The following is a 26,131-nucleotide window of genomic DNA, read 5'->3' as shown; positions in this document are numbered from 1 at the left end:
AGTTCGACCCGCGTCTCGAGCGACATGGCCGAAGCGGCCGGGCGCCAGCGTGAAGCCGTCGACATGGTCTCGACGGCGTTCCACGAAATGGTCGCCACCGCCAACGAAGTCGCACGCTCCTGCAGTCAGGCGGCAGACTCGGCCGACAGCGGTCAGCGCCAGGCTCGCCAGGGCCAGCAGCAGATCGATGCGGCGGTGCACAGCGTCGATCAATTGAGTCAGGAGCTGGAGCAATCGGCGCAGTCGATGCAGCAACTGGAGCGCGACAGCAACGATATCCAGTCGATTCTCGGCACCATCCGTTCCATCGCCGAGCAGACCAACCTGCTGGCGCTTAACGCTGCCATCGAAGCGGCGCGCGCCGGTGAGCAGGGCCGCGGTTTTGCCGTAGTTGCGGATGAAGTCCGTGCGCTGGCCAAACGCACCGCAGATTCAACCGCGGAAATCGATGGTCTGCTCGGCAATCTGGCCAAGCGCACCAGTCAGGTCACGCAACAGATGCACGCCAGCCTGGAGGTGTCGCAGCAGTCGGTGACGCGCATCGGCGAAGCGCGCGAAAGCTTCGGCCAGATTCGCGAGTCGGTGGACGTGATCCGTGACATGAACACGCAGATCGCCACCGCCGCCGAAGAACAGCATCAAGTGGCTGAAGACATCAATCGACACATCAGCCAGATTCACGGCGATGCGCAATTGGTGGCGGAACTGGCCAATTCGGCGCGCCTGGATTCGCAGAGTCTGGCGGGGTTGTCGAATGAGCTGGATGGGTTGGTTCGCCGGTTTCGTACCTGAGCCTCAACAGCCACCCTCACTCCAGCCCTCTCCCAGAGGGAGAGGGGGCTGACCGAGGTGTCTGGCGGCATGCATCGACCTGAAATACCCCGTCGATTATGGATTCGGTAAAGCAAGATCAGGTCGGTGTAACTCTAAAGCATCCCCCAATCATTCCCCTCTCCCTCTGGGAGAGGGCCAGGGTGAGGGGCTCTTTTAACGTTCGATAATGGCGGTGACGCCTTGCCCGCCCGCCGCACAAATCGAGATCAGGCCCCGGCCCTTCCCCGCCGCGTCGAGCAACTTCGCCAGGTTCGCGACGATGCGCCCACCGGTGGCGGCAAACGGATGCCCGGCCGCCAGCGAACTGCCCTTCACATTGAGCCGGCTGCGATCGATCGAGCCCAGCGGCGCGTCGAGGCCCAGACGGGTTTTGCAGTATTCGGGATCTTCCCAGGCCTTCAGCGTGCACAGCACCTGAGCCGCAAACGCTTCATGAATTTCGTAATAGTCAAAATCCTGCAAGGTCAGCCCGTTGCGTGCGAGCAATCGCGGCACGGCGTACACCGGTGCCATCAACAGCCCTTCGGCGCCGTTGACGAAGTCCACCGCCGCCGCTTCGCCATCGCGCAGATAAGCGAGAATCGGCAAGCCGCGCGCTTTCGCCCATTCCTCACTGCCCAGCAGCACCACCGCCGCGCCATCAGTCAGCGGCGTGGAGTTGCCCGCCGTCAGCGTGCCTTTCGCGCTTTTTTCGAAGGCCGGTTTCAGCGTCGCGAGTTTTTCCAGGGTCAGGTCCGGGCGCAGGTTGTTGTCGCGGGTCAGGCCAAGGAACGGTGTCATCAAGTCGTTGTGCCAGCCCTCGCTGTAGGACGCGGCGAGTTTGTGGTGGCTTTCGAGGGTCAGTTGATCCTGCTCTTCACGCGGGATGTTCCAGGTCTGCGCCATCAGCTCGCAGTGCTCGCCCATGGACAGGCCGGTGCGTGGCTCGCCGATGCGTGGAAAATCCGGAATCAAGTGTTGCGGTCGCAGTTGCAGAAAGGTTTTCAGCTTGTCGCCGGTGGTTTTGGCACGGTTGGCTTGCAGGAGAATTTTGCGCAAACCTTCGCTGACGCTGATCGGCGCGTCCGAGGTGGTGTCGACACCACCAGCGATGCCACTCTCGATCTGGCCGAGGGCGATCTTGTTCGCCACCAGAATCACCGCTTCCAGACCGGTGCCGCAGGCTTGCTGAATGTCGTAGGCCGGCGTCGCCGGGGACAGGCGCGAGCCGAGCACGCATTCGCGGGTCAGGTTCATATCTCGTGACAATTTCAGCACCGCACCCGCCACCACTTCGCCGAGGCGCTGGCCGTGCAGGTTGTAGCGTTCAATCAGGCCTTCGACGGCGGCAGTGAGCATCGCCTGATTGCTGGCCGTGGCGTAGGGCCCGTTGGAACGGGCGAAAGGGATACGGTTACCGCCGATGATCGCGACGCGGCGCAGCTGACTCATGAATAACTCCTTTTCCGAAGGTATGAATTCAGCCAATCCCTTATAGGAGTGAGCCTGCTCGCGATAGCGGTGGGTCCGATAAACATTTCTTGACTGATACACCGCTATCGCGAGCAGGCTCACTCCTACAGGGGTCAGCTGTGTTTCTGAATGTGGGTTCGGCAACACAAACGCCGGGGGCAAACTACTCTGCTGTTCTAGCGTAGGCCTTATTGCGTGAATCGAACGATTGATTGCCATCGGCAGTCCACACTTTGAACCCCGACTTCTGGAGAGCGTTCCATGTCTGACCGCTATATCGACTTCGCCAACTCATCCATCGGCCACCGGCTGGTCGGGGCGCTGGGCCTGCCGTCGCCGGTGCGACTGGAACGCTGGCAGGCCGGGCGCCTGCGGCCGGTGGAAGGTGCGCTGCTGATCGGCGGCGGGCCGCTGGCCGAGCGTGTCATTGCCTTCGCCAACCGCTTGACCGACGGCATCTACCGCTACGGCGAACAACCGGCGAGCGCCACCGAATGGATTCCCGGCCACGGCCCGAAACTCAAAGCCGTGGTGTTCGACGCCAGCGAATTGCTGCACACCGACCAGCTCAAACAGCTGCGCGAATTCTTTCAGCCGTTGATGAAGAACCTTGAGCACAGCGCCCATCTGGTGATTCTTGGACGTGCGCCGGAAACCCTCAGCGATCCGTTTGCCGCCAGTGCACAACGAGCGCTGGAAGGCTTCTCCCGCTCGCTGGCCAAGGAATTGCGCAGCGGCGGCACGCTGCAACTGATCTACGTGGGCGAAGGCGCTGAAGAGCAACTGGAAGGTCCGTTGCGATTTTTCCTCTCGCCGAAAAGTGCGTTCGTCTCCGGCCAGGTGATTCGCCTGACCGCTTGTGCAACGCCAGTAACGGACTGGACGCGCCCGCTGGCCGGGCGCAAGGCGCTGGTCACCGGCGCTGCTCGCGGTATCGGTGCATCCATTGCCGAAACCCTGGCTCGCGATGGTGCCGAGGTGATCCTGCTCGACGTCCCGCCGGCCAAGACCGATCTGGAAGCCCTTGCCGCCCGCCTCGGCGGTCGCGCGATTACCCTGGATATCTGCGCTGCCGATGCCGCCACGCAACTGATCGAACAACTGCCGGACGGCCTCGATATTCTCGTGCACAACGCTGGCATTACTCGCGACAAAACCCTGGCCAACATGACCCCGGAATTCTGGGACGCGGTGCTGGCGGTCAACCTCAATGCGCCGCAAGTGCTGACCCAGGCGCTGCTTGACAGCGGCACGCTGCACGATGATGCGCGGGTGATTCTGCTGGCCTCGATCAGTGGCATTGCCGGCAATCGCGGGCAAACCAACTACGCCGCGAGCAAGGCCGGGCTGATCGGTCTGGCGCAAGCCTGGGCGCCGACGCTGCTGGAGCGCGGCATCAGCATCAACGCCGTTGCGCCCGGTTTTATCGAAACGCAGATGACCGCACACATTCCGTTCGGCCTGCGCGAGGCGGGCCGACGCATGAGCTCGCTGGGTCAGGGCGGCTTGCCGCAAGACGTCGCCGAAGCGGTCGCGTGGCTGGCACAACCGGGCACCGGCGCGTTCACCGGGCAGGCGCTGCGGGTCTGTGGACAAAGCGTTCTGGGGGCTTAGGCATGAGCATCGAATGGCATACGCTGGATCGCGAACCGAGTCTGCCCGGGCTGTACGCACGGGCGGCGACGCGACGCAAAATCACCGGCACACAATTGCCCGACAGTGGTTTGCGCTGTTGGGTCGATGTCGATGGCAAACGCCTGGCGGCCTATCGCAAGGTATGCGGATTCGTCGATGACGGTCTGTTGCCGCCGACGTATCCGCACATCCTCGCCTTCGCCCTGCAGATGCAACTGCTCACCGCTAAAGCATTTCCGTTCCCGCTGTTGGGGCTGATTCACCTGAGCAATCGCATTCGCGTGTTGCGCCCGATGGGCGGAATCGCTCGGGCGCAGGTGAGCGTGCGCGTGACCAATCTGCAGGCGCATCCCAAAGGTGCGACGTTCGATTTGCTGACCACACTGGACGATCAACTCGGCCCACTGTGGGAAGCGGAAAGCCAGATGCTCTGTCGCGGTGTGAAGCTTGACGGTGAGCCGGTCGAGCACACTTGGGAGCCTGCGCAATCGCTGGAGGAGGTGGCGCGCTGGAAAGCCCCGGCCGATATCGGCCGGCAATACGCCAAAGTGTCCGGCGACTACAACCCGATTCACCTGAGTGCGGCCAGTGCCAGGTTGTTCGGTTTTCCAACAGCGATCGCCCATGGATTGTGGAACAAGGCGCGGACACTCGCGGCGCTGAACGATCATCTGCCCAAAGCCAACCTTGAGATCGCCGTGCACTTTCGCAAACCGGTGCGCCTGCCGAGTGAGGTGACGTTACTGGCGAGTGCGGCGGGCTCCAGTGGTGAGTTGCGTCTGCTCGGTGCGCACGACCTGGAACACATGGTCGGGCAGTGGCAACCGATTGCCTGAGTGCTCGGGACATCGTTAATTGTGTGTATATAACTTAAGTTTTCGCCGTCCTCCCCCCTTCCACTGAAAAAACCAAGGCCTTGATTATCAAGGCCTTTTTTCGCGCGGTTATATCGTGAGTATTAGTTCCAAGGCGCTGAACTTCACCTTATATATAAAGGCGTTAATACCAACTTGAGAATGGTGCGAAACCCGCCCCTGGACTGAGATTGAGCACAACGGTCGAAGGCATCACCGACAACAGATCGGCGAGTCATCGAAGACAACGAACGTTGTGACAGGTGCAAGGAATCTCAATCATGAAAACTCAAGACGTGTGGTGCAAATCAGCAATCGCTCTGGCATTGATCCTCTCCCTTGGCCTCACCGGTTGCAGCAGCGGCGGTGGCGGCCATCACAGCAGCTCCGGCAGTTCTGCGGCGGACGGTACGGCCGGCACGGGCGACACTGCGGGGTCTGGCGGTACGGGCGGCACCGGCGATACTGCAGGGACTGGCGGAACCGGTAGCACTGGAGGCACAGGAGGCACGGGTGATACCGCAGGCACCGGCGGAACCGGTGGCACAGGCGGGACCGGTGGCACAGGCGGGACTGGCGGAACCGGTGGCACCGACCCGACCAATCCAACCAACCCGACAGATCCAACCGATCCTACCAACCCGACCAATCCAACCCCCGCGTTGGTCACCACCACACTGGTACAGGATGTCGGTAAAACTGTCGCTGGCGTCGGCGATGGCGTTGGCCAGATCGGCGACTCGCTGAGCACTGTTCCTGTTGTCGGCGGCGTTGTACAAAGTGCGGCCAACACTGCCGGCAATGTCGTCAGCACCTTGGGTGACGGTGTGACCAATGGCGTGGGCAAACTGGCCACTGACCCTAAAGGCCTGACCACCACCGTTGCTTCGGTTGGCGGTGTAGTGACTGATGTCGGCAACGGCGTTTCCGACCTCAGCGCCAAGCTGTCGACTGCAACCGGCAGCGTTCCGGTGGTGGGCGGTGTTGTCACCAAAGTCGCGCCGCTGCTTGATGGTGTCGGTGAAAAAGTCACCATGCTCGGCAATACCCTCGACACCACATTGAGCAGCGGCCCGACCAGCCAACTGACAAACAAACTCGGCGGTAGCCTGGTGCCGGTGATCGCGATGGTCGAAAGCACTACGGACAAACTCGGCGCGACCACAGGTCTTGGCGATCCACTCAAAGGTACGATCGCGCAAGTCGGCGGCGCGGTGAATACCCTGGGCGGCAAGGTCACCGATGCGGGTAACGGTAATGCCTTGACCAACACACTCGGCGGCGCGTTGAGCAACACCGGCACTGCAGTCGGCAAGGCCGGTGGTCTGCTGTCCAACGGCACCGGCTCGGGTACTGGTGGTGTGGGCGGTGGTCTGGGCGGCACCGGCTTGTTGCAAACTGTTGGCGGAGCCGTGGTCAACGTCGGCGCAGGTTTGAATGCCGGTAACACCAATGGCGTCGTCAGCGCAGGCGGCGTGACCGCTGTCGGATTGGGTAATACGGTCGCTTCGCTCAACACCGTGCTGGGTGGCTCGGGCACCCCGATCACCGCGCCAACCTCACCTCTGGCAACGGTTGGCGGTGCAGTGGGGGCTGGCCTGAACCCGGTCACCAGCGCGGTTACCACTGTGACCCAACAAGTCGGCGCGGCTACCGGTATCGGATCACCCGTCGCCGGTCTCACTGGCCAGGTTGGCGGCGCGGTCAGCAGTATCGGCAGCACCATTGCCGCGACCAACAACCCGGTCACCACAGCGGTCGGAGGTCTGGTCACTAACGTCGGCAGTACCGTCACAGCAGTCGGCGGCCTGGTCAACGGCGGTACCAGCGGGGGCACCACCGGTGGTGTGGGCGGCGGGCTCGGCGGTATCGTTGGCGGCCTGACTGGCGCCCTGGGAGGCAACAAACGCTAAATTGCACCTGGCCGATTCGACGGCCTCACCTTCAGCGCCTACGCTTGGTTGAGGGCGGAAGATTCCCACGAGTCTTCCGCCTTTTTCTTAGGAAAATTCAGCCCAGCGCTGTGATCTGAACATGGAGTGTCCTATGCGCGTAATGGCATCCCTGCTGTTCCTCAGTCTCAGTTCCGCCGCCCTCGCCGACACCCTGCCCAGCTTTCTCAACAGCAACGAAACCATCCGCAATCTGCCGGTGCCGAACCTGCCGGCCGACGCCTATCGTCCGAGCGCCACGCCCGTGCAGGTGCCGGACGCCGGTGCAGCCGCCGCGCAACCATTGTTGATGGACACTAAAATCAATCTGCAAACCGTGCAGATCGAAGGCGGAACGCTCTATCCACTCAACGAACTCGCCGAAATCTATAAACCCCTGATCGGTCATGAGACCCGTCTCGCCGATCTGATCGAAGCGACCCGCAACATCACCCGTCGTTATCAGCAGGACGGTTATCTGCTGTCGTACGCGTTCTTGCCGCAGCAAAATTTCAATGACGGCGTAGCGCGTGTGGTGTTGGTGGAGGGCTATGTACGCGATGTGCAGATGCAAGGCGATATCGGCCGAGTCAAAGGTCTCATCGATAAACTGGCAGCGAAGATCCAGGCCGAACGGCCGCTGAGCCGCAAGACCTTCGAGCGCTACACCACGCTGATGACGCGCGTCCCCGGCGTGACGATCCAGGCCCAGGTGCCACCGCCCGGCACCACAGACGGCGCCACCACCCTGATCGCCCAGGCCAGTCGCAAACCCTTCACCAGCACGCTGAGCACCACCGAAGACAACCGCAACGGTACCCAGGCCTTGCTCGGCGTCAGCAGTAATTCGCAAACCGCGATGGGTGAGCAACTGAGTCTCAGCGGTCTGTTTCCACCGGGTGACGATCACGAGCATTACTACCGCCTCGACTACAACCAGTTCATCAATGACGAGGGCGCGCAACTGGCGCTGTCTGCCTCACGCTACCGCGCTGATCCGGGCACCAATATCGTCCTCGACAATGGGCTGCAACTCAAACCGCACCGCGAAAACGATCGCTATTCGATCGGTTTCACCTTACCGCTGATTGCCGCCTCCAACGAACTGCTGACAGCCGGCTCGAGGCTTTACGCGGTCAACGACAAGACCCGCTACAGCGTGATCGGCTACCCACTGAGTGTCGAAGAACGCACCGACATCCGCGCCCTCGCCTTCGAGAGCGACTGGCGCAAAGCCGATGCCCGGCAACTGCGGATCCTCAGCGGCGGCGTGTACCAGGGCCTCGACAGCATGGGTGCGAAAACCAACAACACCGCCATCGACCTCGACTTCTTGCGCCTGCGCCTGTCCGGCGTGCAAAGCGACAAGTTCTTCGACAACTGGCAAGGCGTGCTCTCGGCCGCGCTGTACTGGAGTGACGACTCCCTGCCCGACAGCGAGCGTGCAGTGTTCGGCGGGCAGAATTTCGGGCGCGGTTATCCCGACGATCAAGCGTCCGGCGACAAAGGCTGGGGCGTGGCCTACGAGGTCAACTACAGCTTCAACCGCGAGGGCAACTGGGTGCGCATCCTGCAACCGTATGTCGTGCTCGACCGCTCGCGCAGCTGGTTCAACGAATTGCCGGTAAAGGCCAACAATCTGTCATCGACGGCGATCGGACTGCGGTTTGGCGATGCCAAGTACTACAACATCGCGCTGGAAGCAGCGAAGGCGATGTCGGATGAAGCGCTCGACACGTTCAATCGCAAGCCCCGGTACAGCATCAGTTTCAGTTATCAGTTGTAAGCCGAGACACCCAGGAGGCTTCTGCAGCGGCGGGTGGAGTGTACAACCGGCAGATATCTGTCGGCTGTCAGTCCACCATCGCGAGCAAGCTCACTCCTACAGTTGGATTAAGTGCATTCAATTAGAAATGGGTCGGGTGTCAGGACGCCTTGGTCGGATCGCCGCCCGGAACAGTCTCCCCCCACAGAAAAGCCATAGCAAAACACCGCACACCGCACACACCGCGCATCGCTTCCGCTCCTCACCACTCAACAGGATGAGCGTTAGCTCGGCTGCAGCTTTTGATCTGAAGGCCCGTCGGCAGGCTGAGTGGAGGGATTGATCCGGGGGTGGGAGCGCAGCGACCGTTTGGCGAAGCCAAACACAGCGAGAGGAGGTGCAGCGGAGCAAACCGGAGACGCTGCGCCCGGATCGATCCCGGAGCGAAGGAACCCCGAGCCTTAGCGAGCGGGCCGTACGTCAGGGCACAGACCTTTGGTTCCTTTGGGGCGTTTGCCAAAGGGACTCGCCGTAAGGGCGAAACCGCCAACAGCATCACCCGCAGCAACGGATATTCCCCCCCCAAGCACGGTGGGCCCAAAGGCCGCCGAGTTCAACCTCAACCAACCTGAACCTTAGGCTTGGGAAACAAATTATCCAGCGTTTCCAAAAGCCGAACGTGATAAATCGGCTTGCGAAACAGATCCAGCACCTGCAACCGCAGCATATCGCTGACATCCTCCATGTCCGCATGCCCCGACGTCACAATCACCGGCAAATGCTGCCGGGAAGTATGCTCACGCAAGCGCTTGATCAACGACATGCCGGATTCCTCCGGCATGCGCAGATCGGTAATCACCAAGGCAATATCCGGATGCCGGGTCAGATGATGCAACGCCAGCTTCACCGACGTCGCCGTATGACAGACAAATCCCTCACCCTCCAGCAACTCGGCCAGCTCCAGCAACGCGTCCTCTTCGTCGTCAACCAGAAGCAACTGTTGGCGGGGCAGCGAAGAAGCATTCATGGGGCAATCCCTGAAAACTGAAAGTAAACCCGAGTGTAGCCCGACATCAGCCGGGCATTAAGCTTCGTTTCAGCTCAAGAGGACGGCGCAGGCGTGGTCGACACGGCCGTTCCGCCCAGCGCCACCAGCAAGTTGTTGAACATGACCATTACGCGGCCACCCACTGGCGTAACGAACACAATGACCACCACCGCGACCATCGCCACCACAATCGCATACTCGATGGCCGATGCAGCGTCATCATCAGCCAGGAAGCTGCGGGCACGAATCATCAGGTATTCAAAGAGCATCGCCGTTCTCCTTGGTCGTCAGGGTCTGGTCACGGCGGTGCCGCCCAGTCCGGTCAAAATGTTGTTGAAGTAGAACAACACCCGACCACCGAGGGGGGTCACAAATGCCACAACCACCACGGCCACCATCGCCACCACGATCGCGTACTCGATGGCCGATGCTGCCTCCTCGTTTCTGAACAACAGACGCACCCGGGCCATCAGGTAATCAACAATCATCTGGAACATACGTCCACTCCTTCGCGCCTCTGGCGCCGATGTCGCACTACAGCGGCTAGGTTCCACCGTGCCATCTGAGCATTGTCAACAAACCCCCACCCAACAACTGTAAGAACGGATTAACCGGAAAGTATTAATCCGATCGCGTTTACGCCACTGGCTGCTGTTAATTGGACAAGACTCATACTTTAGTGGGTTATTTTCCTGTCAGTAATGGCGTTTTTGCTTGGATCAGCTAGCTTGGAAATAGCGAAATAGTTGCATGTTCATAGCTGCCGGATTGGAAACTTCTCTCGCTAGCAAAAGCAGTGGGTAGTGCAGCAGGAAAGGGAGAGCCGTCATGAACAGTCGCGTCACCATGGGCCTTGCAGCCATCCTGTTACTCGGAGCCATTTTTGTCGGTTACTGGGGCCTGGTACTCAGTCGTCAACCGGCACCCGTCGCTGCCGTCCCCGTCGACTCCACCGTCAGCGTTGAAAAAACTGTCGCGATTGCCGAAGACCAGACACGCCAACCGGTGGTGGTGCTGCTGCACGATGTGCCGCCCTTCACTGCGCTGACAGCCACCGATGTGGCGGTGGAAAAACTGCGCAGTGCACCGGCCGGCAGCCTGAGCAGTATCGAACAGGCCGTCGGCCGCACGCCTTGGCGGCCGCTCAGCGCCGGCACCTGGCTCAACGAAGAAAGCTTCACCGCTGGTGGTCCACTGGCACGCATGATTCGCAGCGATGAACGTGCGCTCACCGTGGCCGTTGACGAAGTGATCGGCGCGGCCGGGCAACTGATTCCCGGCGATTACGTCGATGTCTTGCTCTATCTGCGCCAGGATTCGAGCAACCTGGAACAGTCGGCGCAGATCGTTTTGCCGGCCATGCGCGTGCTTGGTGTCGGCGATCAATACGGCCTGACCAATGACGGCCAACCGGCCTCGCCGGCGCTGAGCGCCGAGGAAAAACTCAAACAGGATCAACGTCGCATCGCCGCGCGCACTGTGGTGCTGGCGGTGCCGGAACAACTGCTCAGTCGCCTGATGCTCGCCACGCATGCCGGCACCCTGCGCCTGGCCGTGCGCAGCAGTGAAGAGCAACGCCTGGCCAAATACTGGGCCGGCGAACACCAGTCTACGGCCCATCTCGACACCGCCAATCGACAACTCTTTCAATTCACACAGCTGGCCTTGGGCGCCGCACCGAAAGCACCTTCCGGCGGCGGTTCCACAGCGGCTGCGAGGCCTGCCGTGGAAATCATTCGCGGCAATCAGCTCACCCAACAAAACCCATGACTGCGCAAGGATCCAAGGGCATGCAGAGTCGTTTCAGGCCGCCATTCAAACCCGTGCTGCGCGCCCTGCTACTGATGGGACTGTCGATGGACGCTGCGCTTGCGGCGGTCGGTAATTGCTCGGCATTGGGGCGCATGCCGCCGGTGATCGAAATCGGCGAAGGGTTCCAACAGGACGTGCAGTCGCCGGTAGCGATCACCCGTCTGGCAATCGGCGATCCGAAAATCGCCGACGTACACGCCAACGGCAGCTCGTCCTTTCTGCTCACCGGTGTTGCGCCCGGCGCCACCAGCCTGATGGTCTGGACATCGTGTTCGAGCGAGCCACGCCAAAGCATGGTCTTCGTGCAGGGCGCCGCCACCGCTGCGCTGAGCAGCAGCAGCCTGCCGTCGGATGATCCGGGCCTGCCGTCGCAAGTGCAGACCGACATTCGGTTCGTCGAAGTCAGCCGCACCAAACTCAAGGAAGCCACCGCCTCACTGATCGGCACGCGCGGCAACTTTCTGTTCGGCTCGCCCGGCACCCTGCCACCGATTGACGGGGTGCCGCAGCCCCGCCTGCCGGTGGACAACTCACTGTTCAACTTCTCGTGGGTCGGCGGCAAGACCATGGCAATCATCAATGCCCTGGAAACCAGCGGCTTCGCCTACACCCTCGCGCGGCCGAGTCTGGTGGCGCTGAACGGGCAGAGCGCAAGTTTTCTGGCCGGCGGTGAAATCCCCATTCCGGTGCCCAGCTCCGGCAGCGACAGCGTGTCGATCGAGTACAAGGAATTCGGTATCCGCCTGACCCTGACGCCCACCATCATCGGCCGCGACCGCATTGCCTTGAAAGTCGCCCCGGAAGTCAGCGAACTGGATTTCAGTAACGCCGTGCAGATCGCCGGCACCACGGTGCCAGCCCTGACCATCCGCCGCACCGACACCAGCGTGTCGCTGGGCGATGGCGAGAGCTTCGTCATCAGCGGCTTGATCAGCACCACCAACAGCTCGCAAGTGAACAAGTTTCCCGGCCTCGGCGACATCCCGGTGCTCGGCGCATTTTTCAAAGGCTCGCAGATCAAGCGCGAAGAGCGCGAACTGCTGATGATCGTCACCCCGCACCTGGTGCAGCCATTGGCCGCCGATGCCCAGCTGCCATCGTTACCCGGGGAAAAACTGCGCAATTACGACCCGAATTTCTATCGCATGTTTTTTCTTGAAAACGGCAACTTCGACAAGCGCAGCGGGTTATCCCAATGAGCCAGAACCTGAGCCAGACCTTTCTCGCCATCACCCGCAACAGCACCGATCTGGAGTGGCTGCAGGGCGCGCTCGCGCCGCTCGGGCAAGTGGTCAGCGCCGGTGGCGGCAGCCTCGACGAACTGCTGGCGCTGGTCGACGTCACCTTCGCCAGCCTGGTGTTCGTCGGCCTCGATCGCGAACACGTGGTCGCCCAGAGCGCGTTGATCGAAGGCGCGCTGGAAGCCAAACCGATGCTGGCGATCGTAGCCCTCGGCGACGGCATGGACAATCAACTGGTGCTCAATGCCATGCGCGCCGGTGCACGCGATTTTGTCGCCTATGGTTCACGCTCCAGCGAAGTCGCCGGGCTGGTCCGGCGCTTGAGCAAACGCCTGCCGCCCGTAGCGCCGAACACGCAACTGGGCGGCCTCACGGTGATGTACGGCGTGCAGAGCAGTTCCGACGGCGCGCTGCTGGCCAACCACATGGCACTGGTGGTGCAAAAGAGCGGGCAGCAAACCTTGCTGCTCGATCTCGGTCTGCCGCGCGGGGACAGCCTGGCCCTGCTCGGACTGGAAAGTTCGTTTCACTTCGGCGATGCCTTGCGCCATTTGCGCCGGCTCGACGCCACGCTGATCGACAGCGCCTTCACCAGCACCGAAGCCGGCCTGCGCATTCTCGCCTACGCCAGCAACGACGAGCCGCTGGAAAACACCAGCGCCGCCGAGCTGTACATGTTGCTCAGCGCGCTGCGCCAGCACTTCCAGCACATCGTCGTGAACCTCACCGGGCAGACCGACAGCGAGGCGTTGCGCACCTTCGTCAGCCACTGCGACAAATTGCTCTGGTACACCGATCAGAACGTGCTCAACTGCCGGCGCAACCTCGCCGTGCTCAATCTGTGGCGCGAAAAAGGCATGAAGCTCGACCACGGGCGCTTGCTGATCGACCGTTACCTGAGCAACGTTGCGCCGAATTCGGAAACCCTCGGCAAGACCTTCAATCTGGAAGTGATCGCCACGCTGGCCCTCACCCCGGAAGTGCGCCTGAACGCGAAAAACCAGGGCGTCAGCCTGTTCGAACTGGCCCCACGCGAGAAACTCACCCAGAGCCTGCGTGCGCTCGGTGAACGTCTGGCCAAACGTTCCGAGGGACTGGCCAAGCCTAAAGTGACCTGGTTCGATCGCTTGCGAGGCACCTCATGAGCGCAGAAAAACTCTTCGGTGCAGCGCCCCGCAGTGGCGCCGGCAACAGCGATCACGAAGGCCTGAAACTGGTGCTGCATCGCTACATCATCGACGCCCTCGAAGAGTCGGGCAAAAACCTGCTGGAAGGTTCTCGTCAGCAGCTCGCGCAATTCGTCACCGACAAAGTCGCCGAATACATCGCGCGTTTGCACCTGGCGATTTCCCGCTACGAGATGGAACGGCTGGGCGAGGAGATCGTCGACGAACTCACCGGTTTCGGCCCGCTGGAAGTGTTGCTGCGCGATCCGTCGGTGACCGAAATCCTGGTCAACGGCCCGCACCGGGTGTTCATCGAACGCGACGGCGTGCTGCACCAGAGTGACCTGCGGTTTATCGACGCCCATCACGTCGAACGCGTGATGCAACGCATCCTCGCACCCCTCGGACGGCGCCTCGACGAATCCTCGCCGATGGTCGACGCGCGCCTGCCCGATGGCAGTCGGGTCAATGCGATCATTCCGCCGATTGCCCTCGACGGCCCGTGCCTGTCGATCCGTAAATTTCGCAAGGACATGCTCAAAAGTAGCGACCTGATGGCCATGCAGACCATCGATCTGGCGATCTTCGAGTTTTTCCAGAATGCCGTCGGCAAGCGCTGCAATATCCTGATCAGCGGCGGAACCGGCACCGGCAAAACCACGCTGCTGAACATTCTCAGCCAGTTGATCAACCCGCACGAGCGTCTGGTGACCATCGAAGATGTCGCCGAATTGCAGCTCGGCCACCCCCACGTGGTGCGCCTGGAAACCCGTCCGCCGAATGCCGAAGGCCACGGTGAAGTGAAGGCCAGTGACCTGATCCGCAACGCCCTGCGCATGCGCCCCGACCGGATCATTCTCGGCGAGATTCGTGGCGTCGAAGTGGTCGACGTCCTCACCGCGATGAACACCGGCCACGACGGTTCGATGAGCACCGTGCACGCCAACAATGCGCAGGATGCCCTGCTGCGTCTGGAAACGCTGGTCGGCCTGACCGGCCGCTCGATAGCCGAACGGACGTTGCGGCAGATGATCTGCGCCGCCCTCGACGTGATCATCCAGTTGACCCGCATGCCCGACGGGCGCCGCTGCGTCAGTGAAGTCGTGGAAGTGGTCGGTATTCGCGAAGACGTCTACGTCACCAACACCCTGTTCCGTCTCGACCGTCGCAGCGGTTTCGGCTTCCTGCGCGAAGCCGTCAATCCGGCCGGCGACAAGTTGCGCCACGAGGTCCATCCGGGCTGACGGCAAGGAGCATCGAGCATGCTGGGACCGATCATTCTCATTGTTATCTGCCTGACACTGCTGGGGCTGTCGATTCGTCTGTTCTTGCAGGGGCTGCGCAAGACTGCCACGGAAAAAGTGCTCAACCGACTGGCCGCCGGACAACCGCAACACGTGCCTGAAAAACCGGTATGGGTCGGACTGGAACGGATGTTTCTTCGCGCTGGACTGGGCCGCCCGACCGAACGTTTCGGCCTGTGGTTGAGTGTGTGGGGGCTGGCGATGGCACTGGGTTATTTCCTCGCCGACTGGATCGGATTGCTGTTGATGATCTTCATTCCGCCCCTGGCGCTGCGGCTATACATCGCCGTGCTCTACCAGCGCCGGATCAAACGCATGATCGAGCAACTGCCGCAGTTGCTCGATCACACCGTACGCAGCCTGAAGTCCGGGCGCACCCTGAGCGACGCGGTCATGGGCGGCATTGAAGCCAGCGAAGACCCACTGAAAAAAGCCATGGGCCGGGTCCAGCGCAACGTGCAACTGGGGGTGAACCTGCCCGACGCGGTCAGTGATTTCGCCGAGCTGTACGAACAGGACGAACTGCGCATGTTCGCCCTCGGCCTGAAGGTCAATCATCGCTATGGCGGCAACGCCAGCGAGCTGCTGGAAAACCTGATCAAACTGATCCGCGAACGCGACCAGGGCGCACGGCAACTGCGCGCGCTCACCGGCGAAACGCGGATGACCGCGTGGGTGCTCGGCTCGTTGCCGCTGCTGCTGGTGAGTTACTTCATGCTGACCAACCCCGGCTACATGCTGGGGATGTGGAACGACGCGAGTGGTCAGCACATGTTGATCAGCGCCGCCGTGCTGCAAGTGGTCGGCAGCCTCGCGCTGTGGCGCATGTTGCGGAGCGTCTGACATGGTCTGGCTCGCGGCTCTTATGTTGCTGCTCGGCGCCTTGATGCTGGTAATCAATCACCTGCTGGTGGAGCGCCGTCGAGTACGTCAGATCAATCAGCGCCTGCAAGGGCAGCTGGTGCGTGAGAACCGCTTCGGCAACTGGTTGCGCGCGCTCGGCAGCAGCAAGTTCGGTCAGCGCTCGGTGAGCATCGACAGCGAAACCCAGACCCTGCTCAACCGCATCGGCTGGCGCCGCGCCAATGAACGGGCGCTGTACGCCGCCTGCCAGATCGGCACGCCGCTGCTGACACTGGGCCTGGCGATCTTTCTGCAAGAGGTGTTCTTTCCCCAGGCCAGCAACCGCTGGATAGTGCCGATGCTCGCCACCGGCGGCGGTTATCTGCTGCCCAAACGCCTGCTGGCCTATGCGGCGGCACGACGGCAGAAAACCATCGCCGTGGAGGTGTCGACGTTCATTCCGCTGCTGCGCATCCTCTTTGAGTCCGGTATGGCCGTCGAACAAGCCCTGCGGGTGCTCAGCATCGAAGCGCAAAAACTGCTGCCGGAACTGACCAGCGAGCTGCGCCTGATCCTCAGCCGCGTCGATTCCGGCCTGGAACTGGGCCAGGAATTGCACAAAGCCGCGGTGATGCTCGCCGTGGACGAATTCAGCGACACCTGCGTGATCCTCCAGCAACTGATTCAACAGGGCGGCGGTGCGATGAAATCGCTGCTGGCGCTCAAGCAACTGCTGGATGACCGACGCCTGACGCGCCTGCAGGAATACATCTCGAAAATGTCCGCGAAGATGTCGGTGGTGATGATGCTGTTCCTGTTTCCGGCACTGCTGATTGTCCTCGCCGGCCCCGGTTTCACCGCAATTGCCCGGGCGTTTGCAAACTGACCCTGGTTCATGGAGAGCGTTTGATGAAAGTACTGATAATCATGGCAAGTCTGTTGCTGCTCGGCGGTTGCGCCACCGACGGCCAGGCCCCGTGGACCGCGCTGCTGTCACCGAGCAGTTGCAGCAAAATGACCCAGGAGCAGGAACTGGCCCTGAACCTGGCGGACGACCTGGCCAACGACGGCAAACTGCACGCCAGCCTGGCCAACCTGCAAAGCCTGCCGGACAACATCAGCGAAGTGCGCCTGCGCAAAGCCAAGGTCTACCGCTTGCTGGGTCGCAGCGAAGCCGAACCGTTGTATCGCGGCCTGCTTGGCGGTTGCCTGACCGCGGAAGCCGAGCATGGCCTCGGCCAGCTCTACGCCGCCCGCGGCGACAACGGCCAGGCCCAGGCCCACCTGCAACGCGCCGCCCGCCTGGCCCCCACCGACGAAAAAATCCGCAATGATCTGGGCGTGGTCTACCTCAATCAGTTGCGCTTGAACGACGCCCGTTTCGAATTTCTCACCGCCATCGAACTCAAGCAGAACAATCAATTGGCGACGCTGAATATGGTCACCCTGCTGCTGTACCAAAACGACTGGCCACAAGCCGCCGAAATCGTCAGCCGCGCGAAACTGACCCCGGAACAATTCACCGAAGCCCAAGAGCGCGCGGAAAAACTCAAGGCCCCGGTCAAGGCCAAACCGGTCGCCGGCAATCAAGTGGCCGCCGTCGCTGACCCGTTACCGCCATCGCTCAAATAAGGAGACAGCCATGAACCCTCGCAAAGGCCTGTGCTACCTGACCCTCCTCAGCCTGCCCCTCAGCGCCGCCGCCATCGACGCTGGCCCCGCCTCGGCGCAACAACAGGAAACCGAAGGCTGGCTGGTCCTGCAAAGCCGCAACAAAGCCGCCTCTCCCAAACCCCAAACGGCGACCGCGACCGAACGGGATCTGGCGATGCAGCGCTGGTTGAAGAAGTACAAATACGAGATTCCGGATTTTTATGATCCGGATGCGGGCGGGAAGATCGAGAGCAAGAATTAGTGATGGGGTGACCTTGCGGGCGCTTTCGCGAGCAAGCTCGCTCCCACAGGTGGAATGCATTGCAAAATGTGGGAGCGAGCCTGCTCGCGAACAACGATGACGCGGTGTGCCTGCCGAATCAGACCTGTGGATCCACCCGATCCAATGCCCGGTTTACCGCCAACTCGGCCAGCATGATGATCTGCTGAATCGCCAGCGCGGTATTGCGCTCGGGCCGGCTCAGTTGATCGGCAAAGTTAGCCGCCAGCGTGTTGGCCGAGGCCAGGGATTCGCAGGCGTGGGCGAGCAGGCTTTCGGTATCGATTTTCGGGTGGATGAGGAACATCGTGCTGGGTTGGCGGGGTTTTTCAGGTTTGGGGCAGAGGTAGAAATCGAGGGCGCGTTTGATGGCTTCGCGGTTTTTTTCGAGGTTGTCGGCGCGAATGGCTTCTTCGAGCGGGGTGGTGGGTTCGTGGGGTGGGTCGGGGATCAGTTTGTCCATAACAACTCCTACTTGGCTGAGGAGCCAACCTTTGTCGTTTCCACACGACAAAAGGTGGCAGCTGTACGCAGGGTGGAAAACCGATAAGTAGGCAACCGGCCAGACCGAAGCCTGCCCGCGCACAGCCGCCGCGACACAGTTTGCAGACGAAAGAAGACGCCGACAATGATTGCGGTAGCGATGCAACGCATCTACTTGAAATTCAGGTTTCCACACCCGGTCGCTGAATTGGCAGCGACAGCCAGAGACTAGAGAGCGCACGTCCGACGGACAACCTGAAAACCGTGTGGGAAGGTTCCGGTTATCTGCCACACATTTAAACAGCCAAAAGCCAACCCTCACCCTAGCCCTCTCCCAGAGGGAGAGGGGACTGATCGAGGTGTTTGGGAGAGCTACGCCGACGTGAAAGACCGAGTCGAATTCAGATTCTGAAACAGATCAAAAGCCCCTCACCCTAGCCCTCTCCCAGAGGGAGAGGGGACTGATCGAGGTGTTTGGGAGAGCTACGCCGACTTGAAATACCGAGCCGAGCTTAGATTCTGAAACAGATCAAAAGCCCCTCACCCTAGCCCTCTCCCGGAGGGAGAGGGGACTGACCGAGGTGTTTGGGAAAGCTACACCGACGTGACATACCGAGCCGAACTCAGATTCTGAAAAGCCCAAAAATCGGCTCCCTCTCCCTCGGGAGAGGGCTGGGGTGAGGGGCAGCAACAACGCAAATCAAAAGCCAAACACCCGCGCTCTTCACCACTCAATAGGCCGAGTGTCAGCTCGCCTGCTCTTGATCTTGATCCACGGGCGACGTCGGAAGGCTGAGTGGAGGGAGTGATCCGGGCGTGGGAGCGCAGCGACCGTTTGGCGCAGCCAAACACAGCGAGAGGAGGTGCAGCGAAGCAAACCGGAGACGCTGCGCCCGGATCGATCCCGCAGCGAAGGAACCCCGAGCCCCAGCGAGCGGGCCGCACGTAGGAGCAAGCCTTTTTGGTTACTTTTTCGGCGTCTGGAAAAAGTGACCCGCCGTAAGGGCGGAACCCTAAGCCGCCATCACCCAAAAAACGGATATACACACAAAACCACCCACAGCCTGGTCGGCCCAAAGGCCGCCAAGTCAATGCGCCGTAACCCGCTGCCGAGAAGCAGAAGCACTCGGCGACAAAGCCAAAGCCAACTGCGTCCGATTATGCATATGCGTCAACCGCAACACCTGCGAAACATAAAGCTTCACCGTGTTCTCGGTAATCCCCAACTCACAGGCAATCTGATAATTGGTCTGCCCCTTGCCCACCAGCCGCGCCACATCCAATTGCCGCGGCGACAACTGATTGAAAATCGCCGGCATCTCCTGCGCCTCAGCCTCGACAGGCTCCCCCCCCAGCACATCGCGAACCACCGCCGAAGGACTGCGCCGCACCTTGTCCAGATCCTGATAAAGGTCATCGATCGACTCAGACAAATACTGCAACTTCTGATTCAAATGGCCCAATTGCAGATTCTTCTGCCGCTCCTGTAAAGCCACCTCCTGCCGCTGCACCCCTTCGAGCAACTCATCCAGATCGATCGGCTTCTGATAATAATCGGCAATCCCCGCACGCAACGCTTTGATCACATCCTGTTTGTCAGCACGCCCGGTAAGCATGATCGCCTCAAAAGCCCGATGCTTGCCCGCCAGCCGCTGCAACGCCTGAATCAACTGAATGCCATCCATGTCCGGCATGTGCAGATCACTCAGCACCAGACCGATCTGCGCGTCCTCGCTGAAACGCTCGATCGCTTGCAAACTGGACTCGCACGGCACACAGCGATAACCGTTGCTTTCAAGAAACTCGCACAGCTCCTCCACAATCAACGGCTGATCGTCGACCACGAGGACTTTTACCGCAGACGAAAGCTTGTTCACGTGCTACTCCATTGCCAGGCCAAAGCTGACCATTCCTGTACTGCCAGCCTTTGGCTGTATAACCAGTTCATTTGAAAGTAGACGTACTTTCCGACTATGTACATAGGACTAGTGGCATCTGGCGACTAATGGATCCAAAGCATCACCAACACGGCCCCCACCAACACGAACGGTGCAAATGGCAGCTTTTTTGACTTATCTGGCGCCAGATATCGCAGACGATCTCTAAGCCCTTGACTCATATGGAGCCAGACTCTTGGCGCCAGCAGCAGCCAGACCACGCTTGCGATTCCCGCGCCAATAAACACGCCGAGAATGAACAGACCGTCCGTCGCAAGCCCCAGAGCTGTCATTAATTTCACATCGCCGGCGCCCATGCGGCCCAGGAAAAAACCCGGCAGGGTCAGCGCCAGCGCGATGAGGCAAGCCCACCCTCCCTGCCCCGCGTCAGCGCCCAGCCAGGTGTTGCCAGTCCACAACAGCCAGATCAGCGCCAGCGCCGCCGCACCGAGGGTCAGCCCATTGGCAATGCGTCGCTGGCGGGCGTCTTGCGCCGCGCACAGCCCCAGCCAGATCAGGAGAAGAAAACTGTACATCCGGTAAAAACCGTCCATTTTTGCGGAATGATTCTATGCTGATACTACGCAGTGACAGTCAGGGTAGACGCACTCATGAAAACCGGCTTTCGCAAGTCGCAAAAAGGTGCGGTGGCGATCGAGTTCGCCTTGGTATTCATCATCTTTTTTGCCGTGTTTTACGGTCTGGTCAGTTACAGCCTGCCGCTAGTGATGATGCAATCATTCAACCAGGCCACGTCAGAAGCGGTGCGCCGCAGTGTCGCGGTCGACCCCAGCACCCCCAACTATTCAACCGTGGTGGTCAACACCGCTAACGCCACGCTGACCCAGCAGTTGTCCTGGATCCGTCCGGTCTTCAACCTCGTGATCGGCGTTGACACCAGTGTCGAGTACAGCGCGACGGGCCTGCTGACGGTGCAGGTGAATTACCCGGTCAGCAAGCTCAATCAGGTCATGCCGTTTCTGGTCCTGCCGGGCATCGGCACGGTACCCAGTCTGCCCACCTATCTGACCGCCAGGTCGAGTCTGCAATTTTGACCTCGGGGGACAAACTGTTCGGGCGCTTGCTCAAACGCACACTGCCCGCCGCCCATGAGTTGCCCGACCCGCTCGGCTCACCCGCAACAGGCCTGCACCTGTACCTGAACGATGACGGTGGCGTGCTGCAAATGGCCGGACCGTTACGACATCTGCTGGCGCAGGTCAAACCTCACGATGCGCCCTTACCGCTGAACGCCTATCTACTACCGCACAGCACCCTGATCATCGAAGGCCGACCCAGGGAGTGGCAGGGGCTGTTGCTTGATCTCGACTTCTTCGGTCTCGGCGAGCAAACCGTACACGTGCGTGGCTGGGTTCAACCCCTGGGCGACGGCTGGCTGATGCAGTTGATCGATATCGCCGACTTGCTGCGCGAACGCCAACAAGCGCACCAGCGTGATGCCTGCCAATGGCTGGCCGGGCAGATCAGTGAACAGTTGCGCGCCTGCAGCCAGCTGCGTTTACCGGTGATCGTCAGCGAACAATTGCAAATGATCGCCCAGCGCTGGCACATCCCCTGTCTGGCGCTGGCCCTGCTCGATGATGAGCAACAGGGTTGGCAAATCTATCGTCAGTATCGCGCCCACGATGCACCGAACCTGTGGCACGACCAGCAGCGTCTGGGCACGCCGCTGGACAGTCTGAACGGCGCCGCGCCGCAGCGTGTCGGCGCGCATCACGGCCTGGATGAGCATTCTCGGGTGCAGGTCCTGTTTGGCAGTGACGAAGGTTTCGCGGTGCCGTACAGCGATGAACGCGGTGTGGTGGCCTGGCTGCTCTGCGGGTTTTATCCCGTGGACAGCGCCGCACCGTACCTGACCGAGCGTGACTGGATGGCACTGCTCGGCGCGCTGGCCGGGCCGCTGCTCGGACGCCTGCGTGAACAGCAGCATCACCTGCAACTGGAACGCATCGAGTCGCTGCAAACCCTGCTCGGCACTGGCTGGTGGGAGATCGTCGCCGACAACGACAATATTCAACTGGCGCCCACACTGGCGGCAGCTCTGGACCTGCGCCCCGGCGAATTACCACTGGAAGACTGGCTGAGGCAAATCCATCCCGCCGACCGCGACGAATTGCGCAGTCGTCTGCTGGCCCTGCAACAACACGGTGAAACCCTGACGCTGTCGGTACGCCTGCGCGGCGGCGATAACGAGCAGGCACCCACGTGGTATCGCGTGCAAGGTCAGGTGATTGGCAGCGGCGAGCAGCGCCGGCGGGTCGGTTTCATGCTCGACATCAGCGACATCCAGAACCAGCAACAACGGGCCGCCGCCGCACATGCCCGGCTGGATAACCTGATCGCCAGTTCGCCGGCGGTGATTTACGTCCAGCACTACCACGAAGGCGCGCTGATCCCGGCGTTCTTCAGTGCCAGTCTGCAGCCCTTGCTCGGCTGGAGTCTTGAAGATTGCGGCGACGGCGCTCTGGTCGAGATGATCCATCCCGAAGATCGCGATGTGTATTTCGCTCGCAGCCGTCAGTTGCTGCGCGAAGGTTCGGTGCGCAGCCGTTATCGGCTGCGCGACCATCATGGCGAGTACCACTGGCTGCTCGATGAAGCCCGGCTGCTGCGCAATGACCTTGGCCTACCCGTGGAAGCGGTCGGTTTGTGGCTCGACGTCACTGAAGCGACCCTGGCGGCCGAACAGGTGAAAAAAAGTGAAGAGCGCTACCGGATACTGGTGGAGGATTCGCCGGCAATGATCTGCCGTTACCGCCCGGATCTGATTCTGACTTTCGGTAACCGGCCACTGGCGAAATATCTGGAATGCGCGCCGGAAGAACTGCCGGGGGTCGATCTGGGCAGCTGGATGTCCGAAGAACAACGTGCAGCATTCGTCCAGCGCCTCGGCTCGCTGACAGCAGAACAACCGGTAAGCACCGCAGAGATCAGCCTGCAACTGCCTGGCCGTGAACACGCCTGGTGGGTATGGTCGGATCGCGGGGTGTTCGATGAACACGGCCATCTGATCGAAGTACAAGCAGTGGGCCGTGACAACACCGAGGTGCGCCGCTCGCAGCAGCAACTCACGCAAAGCGCGAAAATGGCCACCCTTGGCGAAATGGCCACCGGCCTCGCCCATGAAATCAATCAGCCGCTGAACGTGATGCGCATGGCCATCGTCAACGTACTCAAGCGCTTGGGCAACGGCGATGTGCAGGTCGACTACCTGACCGACAAGCTCAAGCGCATCGATGCGCAGGTGCAGCGCGCAGCGAAAGTAGTCGATCACATGCGCGTATTCGGCCGCCGTTCAGAGATAGAGCAGCAACTGTTCAATCCCGCCTCGGCCATCGAAGGCACGCTGTCGCTACTGGCCGAAGGCATGCGCGGCAAAGGCGTGGACTTGCGCATCAGCGAAACCGGGTTCGAGGTTCAGGTGCGCGGCTACGTCGATCAGCTTGAACAAGTGCTGATCAACCTGATGGTCAACGCCCGGGATGCGCTGCTGAGCAAACGCGAGAAGGACTCAAGCTTCAAACCGTGGATTGCGATCTATGCCGAACGCGATGAACAGAGCGTGCGGCTGTGGGTCGAGGACAACGGGGGCGGCATTGATCCGCGTTTGCTGGAGCGGATCTTCGAGCCGTTCTTCACCACCAAGCCGATCGGTGTCGGCACCGGGCTGGGGCTGTCGGTCAGCTACGGCATCATCGACAACATGGGCGGCGAGCTGAGCGTGCGCAATTCGCTGGAGGGCGCACGGTTCTGCATCGAGTTGCCGCTGGCGGTGGACGCCTAGATCACCAGATAGGCCTTGCCAGTCTGGCCGCAGGTCATGTTGGCACCGACCTCGACGTCCATCAGGTTGATGCCCAGGCCTTTGAGCAGGTTGTTCAGCAGCGGATCGAGCAACGGGCTGATCAGGTTGGTCACCACCGGCAGCAATTTGCCGGTGACATCGCTGATCAACGAGGCGACCCCGGTAACGATCGCACCCAGTGGATTGCTGCCCTGCGGTTTGTAGACGATCAGATTGATCCCCGCGAGGGTGTTCGACAGGCTGCCGACGACGTTGTTGGTCGGCACGGCAGGCAGCACGCTCGGCGGCAGTTTGAGGTTGGCCGGGGTGGCGAACGGCGTACTGCTGGAGAACACCAGGTCCTGGGAGTTTTGCGCAACGCTGGTGTCGAGTTTGATCGCAATGCCGCCCGCGCCGTATTGGACATGGGTGTCAGGGTCGCAACTGCCGATGCCGAGAATCTTGTGGCAGGTGATGATGCCGAGATCGACCAACGGCAACGGCGTGACGGTGGGTTCGGCGGAAGAGGAGAATGCGCTGGTCGCGTCGATCTTGCCTAATTTGAGGTCGGCGATGGAGGTGATGGTGCGCGCCGTCAGGCTTTTGTTGCCCGTGCTCCCGGTCGGGCAACTGTAATCGGTGACATAACTCTTCGCGCCGCCGGCATCCAGAGCGATGTCGATTTGCGGCGATGGCAGCAGTTTCGGATCAAGCTGCTCGCACCCGGCCCCTAACAAACAGCCAACCGAGTTGAGCGTGTCCACCAGATTCAGACTGAGCAGCGCATTGAGCGTCGGAGTCAACGCGCCGACCAATCCCAACACCGCATTGGTCAGCCCCGTGACCCCGGACAGCACCGGCAAATTCACCGACAACATCGTGCGCACCTGTGCCGTACGCACATAAATCCGGTCCGGCCCGGTCGGATTGACCTTGGCCCGTGCCGGGTCGCCAATGGCAGAGAACTGCGGCGGTTCGATCACCTTGACCCGTACCGTGACATTCGCCAGGCCCAGCACGCTGACCGGCAACGTCGCCGCCACCGCGCTCTTGCTGTTGGCCAGTTGCACCACGCCCTGAATCAATTGCAGCAGTTGCAGATTGGCGTCCAGCCCGGCCGCCGTGGTCCCGGTCTGCAGTTGCAGAATGTCACCGAGTTTGACCGGCGCCGCGTTGATCGCCGCCACCTGCAATTGGCCCAGCGCGGTGACCACCTGAGCGGTCGCGCCATTGAGTTGCACCACCGTCGCGGCGGCCTGGATCAGTTGCGTCACGGTCGCCTGAGTATTGAGCAACTGCGTGTAGTTACCCGCCGCGACGTTGAGATTGATCGCCAGTTGATCAAGGTATTTCAGCAGGTTGATGTCGGTGTTGAGCAAGCCGTCCCAGCCCAGCGCCGTGAGATTGACGTTACCGCCGAGCAACCCGGAAAACAGCGGATTGAGGATATTCGAGCGGGCGGTATCGATGCTCGTCAAGGCGCTGCGGATGTTCAACTGGGCCACCGTCGGCTGTGGTTTGGCGGCCACCGCCGAGGCGTTGAGCGTGGTATTGAGACTGACCGGAGTGCCGCTGAACAAGGCCTGTACGCCACCGGCGAAACTGGTGGTCACCGTGCGACTGGCGACGACTTTGACCGCCGCGGCCTGCGTGGCATCCATCACGAACGTCCGCACGCCGGAGGCTGGAGTTACCAAGGTGCCGCAGGTGGTGGCGAGGGTGTTGCTGGCATCGACCACGTAGCCATTGCGCACGGCGCTTTGCCCGGCGTAACTGGCGGCGCTCAGGCCCGGCAGGCAATTACCGCCACGACTGACGGCTTCGAGGGCGGAGTTGTCCACCACCCGCTGCAATTTGCGCTGCTCCATGTACAAGCGGCCGGTGTCGACCACCAACAGCAGCGTCACCACCGCCAGACTGAGGGTGGCAGCCGCCATCAAGCCAATCGCCCCGCGCTGCCGGGCGGGGCCGTTGAATCGCGAACGAGGCGACATGGCGCACTCCTTTGCCGCTAGCTCCATTGGTGCAAGTGAGTGTAGACGCGCCTAATGGCAACGCGCCATTTCGCACAGACAAACATCCCTGCTC

The 26,131-nt window shown here is 61.2% G+C and carries 23 protein-coding genes; 15 read left to right on the top strand and 8 right to left on the bottom strand.

The genetic code is table 11. The annotated features are described in order from the left end of the window. The first annotated feature begins 24 nt into the window (after nt 1–24). Nucleotides 25–792, top strand: a complete 768-nt coding sequence (locus ACM6IV_RS22260) for a methyl-accepting chemotaxis protein (RefSeq protein ID WP_414871699.1) — start codon at nt 25–27, stop codon at nt 790–792. Nucleotides 793–987: 195 nt separating this feature from the next. Here the strand turns inward: ACM6IV_RS22260 and ACM6IV_RS22255 are convergent, their stop codons facing one another. Next, entirely contained in the window at nt 988–2,265 is a 1,278-nt protein-coding gene (locus ACM6IV_RS22255; RefSeq protein ID WP_414871662.1) for an acetyl-CoA C-acetyltransferase, read from the bottom strand. Between the two features lie 282 nt (nt 2,266–2,547). On the opposite strand from ACM6IV_RS22255, the gene ACM6IV_RS22250 reads away from it, so the two are divergent. From ACM6IV_RS22250 to ACM6IV_RS22235, 4 genes are all read left to right on the top strand, one after another. Next, nucleotides 2,548–3,900: a 3-oxoacyl-ACP reductase gene (locus ACM6IV_RS22250; RefSeq protein ID WP_414871661.1), complete on the top strand. Its 1,353-nt coding sequence runs from the start codon at nt 2,548–2,550 to the stop codon at nt 3,898–3,900. 2 nt (nt 3,901–3,902) lie between these two features. Continuing rightward, complete coding sequence (locus tag ACM6IV_RS22245) at nt 3,903–4,757, top strand: MaoC family dehydratase (RefSeq protein ID WP_414871660.1); 855 nt, start codon at nt 3,903–3,905, stop codon at nt 4,755–4,757. A 299-nt stretch (nt 4,758–5,056) separates the two neighbouring features. After that, entirely contained in the window at nt 5,057–6,688 is a 1,632-nt protein-coding gene (locus ACM6IV_RS22240; protein ID WP_414871659.1) for a collagen-like triple helix repeat-containing protein, read from the top strand. Between the two features lie 133 nt (nt 6,689–6,821). Next, nucleotides 6,822–8,492: a ShlB/FhaC/HecB family hemolysin secretion/activation protein gene (locus tag ACM6IV_RS22235; RefSeq protein ID WP_414871658.1), complete on the top strand. Its 1,671-nt coding sequence runs from the start codon at nt 6,822–6,824 to the stop codon at nt 8,490–8,492. A 598-nt stretch (nt 8,493–9,090) separates the two neighbouring features. On the opposite strand, the gene ACM6IV_RS22230 is transcribed toward ACM6IV_RS22235, so the two are convergent. The 3 genes from ACM6IV_RS22230 to ACM6IV_RS22220 all read right to left on the bottom strand — a co-directional run bounded on the left by ACM6IV_RS22230 (nt 9,091) and on the right by ACM6IV_RS22220 (nt 10,016). Next, complete coding sequence (locus tag ACM6IV_RS22230) at nt 9,091–9,498, bottom strand: response regulator (protein WP_414871657.1); 408 nt, start codon at nt 9,496–9,498, stop codon at nt 9,091–9,093. A 74-nt stretch (nt 9,499–9,572) separates the two neighbouring features. Further along, nucleotides 9,573–9,788 carry a Flp family type IVb pilin gene (locus ACM6IV_RS22225; protein WP_414871656.1) on the bottom strand — a complete coding sequence of 72 codons (216 nt, stop codon included), beginning with the start codon at nt 9,786–9,788 and terminating at the stop codon, nt 9,573–9,575. 18 nt (nt 9,789–9,806) lie between these two features. After that, nucleotides 9,807–10,016 carry a Flp family type IVb pilin gene (locus tag ACM6IV_RS22220; RefSeq protein WP_414871655.1) on the bottom strand — a complete coding sequence of 70 codons (210 nt, stop codon included), beginning with the start codon at nt 10,014–10,016 and terminating at the stop codon, nt 9,807–9,809. Nucleotides 10,017–10,347: 331 nt separating this feature from the next. On the opposite strand from ACM6IV_RS22220, the gene cpaB reads away from it, so the two are divergent. From cpaB to ACM6IV_RS22180, 8 genes are read left to right on the top strand one after another with little or no spacing between them, the layout of a single operon-like run. After that, nucleotides 10,348–11,289 (top strand): Flp pilus assembly protein CpaB, encoded by a 942-nt coding sequence (gene cpaB, locus ACM6IV_RS22215; protein ID WP_414871654.1) that lies wholly within the window; start codon nt 10,348–10,350, stop codon nt 11,287–11,289. 20 nt (nt 11,290–11,309) lie between these two features. Then, nucleotides 11,310–12,530 carry a type II and III secretion system protein family protein gene (locus ACM6IV_RS22210; protein ID WP_414871653.1) on the top strand — a complete coding sequence of 407 codons (1,221 nt, stop codon included), beginning with the start codon at nt 11,310–11,312 and terminating at the stop codon, nt 12,528–12,530. After that, nucleotides 12,527–13,717 carry an AAA family ATPase gene (locus tag ACM6IV_RS22205; protein WP_414871652.1) on the top strand — a complete coding sequence of 397 codons (1,191 nt, stop codon included), beginning with the start codon at nt 12,527–12,529 and terminating at the stop codon, nt 13,715–13,717. The genes ACM6IV_RS22210 and ACM6IV_RS22205 overlap by 4 nt, the downstream gene beginning before the upstream one ends. Beyond that, nucleotides 13,714–14,982: a CpaF family protein gene (locus ACM6IV_RS22200; protein WP_414871651.1), complete on the top strand. Its 1,269-nt coding sequence runs from the start codon at nt 13,714–13,716 to the stop codon at nt 14,980–14,982. The genes ACM6IV_RS22205 and ACM6IV_RS22200 overlap by 4 nt, the downstream gene beginning before the upstream one ends. Before the next feature lie 18 nt (nt 14,983–15,000). Next, a complete protein-coding gene (locus ACM6IV_RS22195) occupies nt 15,001–15,885 on the top strand; it encodes a type II secretion system F family protein (RefSeq protein ID WP_414871650.1) in 885 nt (294 codons plus the stop codon). A 1-nt stretch (nt 15,886) separates the two neighbouring features. Continuing rightward, nucleotides 15,887–16,771 carry a type II secretion system F family protein gene (locus ACM6IV_RS22190; protein WP_414871649.1) on the top strand — a complete coding sequence of 295 codons (885 nt, stop codon included), beginning with the start codon at nt 15,887–15,889 and terminating at the stop codon, nt 16,769–16,771. 23 nt (nt 16,772–16,794) lie between these two features. Beyond that, nucleotides 16,795–17,517 (top strand): hypothetical protein, encoded by a 723-nt coding sequence (locus tag ACM6IV_RS22185; RefSeq protein WP_414871648.1) that lies wholly within the window; start codon nt 16,795–16,797, stop codon nt 17,515–17,517. A 10-nt stretch (nt 17,518–17,527) separates the two neighbouring features. Continuing rightward, nucleotides 17,528–17,800, top strand: a complete 273-nt coding sequence (locus ACM6IV_RS22180; protein WP_311998271.1) for a DUF3613 domain-containing protein — start codon at nt 17,528–17,530, stop codon at nt 17,798–17,800. Between the two features lie 118 nt (nt 17,801–17,918). Here the strand turns inward: ACM6IV_RS22180 and ACM6IV_RS22175 are convergent, their stop codons facing one another. From ACM6IV_RS22175 to ACM6IV_RS22165, 3 genes are all read right to left on the bottom strand, one after another. Beyond that, nucleotides 17,919–18,281, bottom strand: coding sequence for a DUF6124 family protein (locus ACM6IV_RS22175; protein ID WP_414871647.1), 363 nt, complete (start codon nt 18,279–18,281; stop codon nt 17,919–17,921). Between the two features lie 1,108 nt (nt 18,282–19,389). Further along, nucleotides 19,390–20,178 carry a response regulator transcription factor gene (locus ACM6IV_RS22170; RefSeq protein WP_414871646.1) on the bottom strand — a complete coding sequence of 263 codons (789 nt, stop codon included), beginning with the start codon at nt 20,176–20,178 and terminating at the stop codon, nt 19,390–19,392. A gap of 125 nt (nt 20,179–20,303) precedes the next feature. Beyond that, nucleotides 20,304–20,774, bottom strand: a complete 471-nt coding sequence (locus ACM6IV_RS22165; RefSeq protein ID WP_414871645.1) for a prepilin peptidase — start codon at nt 20,772–20,774, stop codon at nt 20,304–20,306. A 75-nt stretch (nt 20,775–20,849) separates the two neighbouring features. On the opposite strand from ACM6IV_RS22165, the gene ACM6IV_RS22160 reads away from it, so the two are divergent. After that, nucleotides 20,850–21,293 carry a TadE/TadG family type IV pilus assembly protein gene (locus ACM6IV_RS22160; protein WP_414871644.1) on the top strand — a complete coding sequence of 148 codons (444 nt, stop codon included), beginning with the start codon at nt 20,850–20,852 and terminating at the stop codon, nt 21,291–21,293. Then, nucleotides 21,290–24,043, top strand: coding sequence for a PAS domain-containing protein (locus tag ACM6IV_RS22155; protein WP_414871643.1), 2,754 nt, complete (start codon nt 21,290–21,292; stop codon nt 24,041–24,043). The genes ACM6IV_RS22160 and ACM6IV_RS22155 overlap by 4 nt, the downstream gene beginning before the upstream one ends. On the opposite strand, the gene ACM6IV_RS22150 is transcribed toward ACM6IV_RS22155, so the two are convergent. Further along, complete coding sequence (locus tag ACM6IV_RS22150; protein ID WP_414871642.1) at nt 24,040–26,037, bottom strand: pilus assembly protein TadG-related protein; 1,998 nt, start codon at nt 26,035–26,037, stop codon at nt 24,040–24,042. The genes ACM6IV_RS22155 and ACM6IV_RS22150 overlap by 4 nt on opposite strands. Between the last annotated feature and the right edge of the window lie 94 nt (nt 26,038–26,131).

The organism is Pseudomonas sp. IT-347P (assembly GCF_949768005.1).
GTDB lineage: Bacteria > Pseudomonadota > Gammaproteobacteria > Pseudomonadales > Pseudomonadaceae > Aquipseudomonas.
The sequence above is the reverse complement of the archived record's forward strand: the minus strand, read 5'-3'. Positions and strand labels throughout refer to the sequence as shown.